The following is a 1,384-nucleotide window of genomic DNA, read 5'->3' as shown; positions in this document are numbered from 1 at the left end:
GCAAATTGCCGTGCGCCTTCCTCGGTACGCATCGATCCGGATACCTTCTGCTTGACTTTGCTCATGCGCAGGTCCCGTTCGGCCAAGTTGTTACTAAAAGGAACTTGGGCATCATGAAGAAACCGCAAAATCGCCGGCTTGTGGTTTAGAAAACGTTGACCCAGATTCGCCCCTGGACTTTTAGGCTGGCGGCCTTTTCGGCCGACTTTGGGCCGCACCTTCCCTTGGTGCCACTCGGTTTCCCCGCGTTTCAGAATCCGATCGTACAGGGATTCGATGCGTTCGATTTGTTCCTTCGCCAAGGAGCGGCCTTCCACATGGGCCTCGCCAACCCGATGCCAGCTGACTCGCAAAAGCCTCAGCATATGGGCTGCCCAGCGCTGCCGGTCATTCTGGATGATCCCGATGCATTCCCGCATCAAGTGGACGCCGCACAACGCATGGATGAATCCATACTTCACATTGAAATAGGACGTATGGCAATCATGCACGACCGTTCCTTTAAAATCGGGGAGAATCCCCGCCTTGCTGAAGGCGAGATAGCCCCGTTTTTCATGCATATACAAGAGCGTCCACTTGGGCGTACTGTGCGTATGCAGCCATCGCGTCTTCCCTTCCACCCGAAAGCCGGTTTCATCCGCATTCAGAACAGGGGAGGAGGCCAACTGCTTGGCCATACAGACTTCCAGCGGCTCCAGTTTCGCATGCATGCTGCGCTGGAAGGACAGCAGGGTGGCTTGGCTGAGGGAGTGATGGGTCAGATCCGCAAAGATTTCCCGGATCCGCTGGAGCGGTAGCATATGGCGCGCACTGAAATACACGGTCCAGGCTGCAAAGCCGAGGCCGTATTGGACAGGCGCCTTCACCTCGGAAGGGAAGGTAGCTTGGGTGATGCGGCGGCAGCAAGCGCAACGCCGCCTTTCTGCACGATATTCGGAAACAACGACGCGCGGAGCAGGCAGGTCCCATACCTGCCGTTTTTCATAACCCAGGGCAGGGGCTTCGGGAAAGGCGGAGTGGCAGTGGGCGCAGTGACTCCCTGCCAAAAGATCGATCACTTGGTCGGGCTGTGCCACTTGATGCAGGGTATGTCCGGGATGACCGGTAGGCGGTCCCTTTTTGCCGCCGGGCTTGCGCAGATTCACGGGCGGTTTGCGCAGTCCGTCGCTGGACGGCGGCTTGCTGCTGTTTTGGCTGTTCTGACCCAGTTGGCGTTTCAAGTCGCGCACTTCGGCTTCCAGTTCGGCAACCCGGGCTTCCAACTGTTTGATGCGGGCGTTTTGCTGGTCATAAATGAATTGAACCACGGAAGCAATCTCCTGATTTCCTTTGCAAATTTGGAGGATCTGTTCCGAATTCAATTCCATTTCCATCGCCCTCCGCT

The 1,384-nt window shown here is 56.8% G+C and carries 1 protein-coding gene; it reads right to left on the bottom strand.

Features of this window, described 5'->3' with window-relative positions; translation table 11 throughout:
- Positions 1-1,367 (bottom strand): IS66 family transposase (gene tnpC / locus PA598K_RS34445; RefSeq protein ID WP_185602412.1); only part of this gene is annotated, 1,367 nt, incomplete at its 3' end.
- Positions 1,368-1,384 lie beyond the last annotated feature (17 nt).

Source organism: Paenibacillus sp. 598K, assembly GCF_003851045.1.
GTDB lineage: Bacteria > Bacillota > Bacilli > Paenibacillales > Paenibacillaceae > Paenibacillus_D.
Note: the sequence above shows the minus strand (reverse complement) of the source record. Positions and strands in the feature narration are given on the sequence as shown.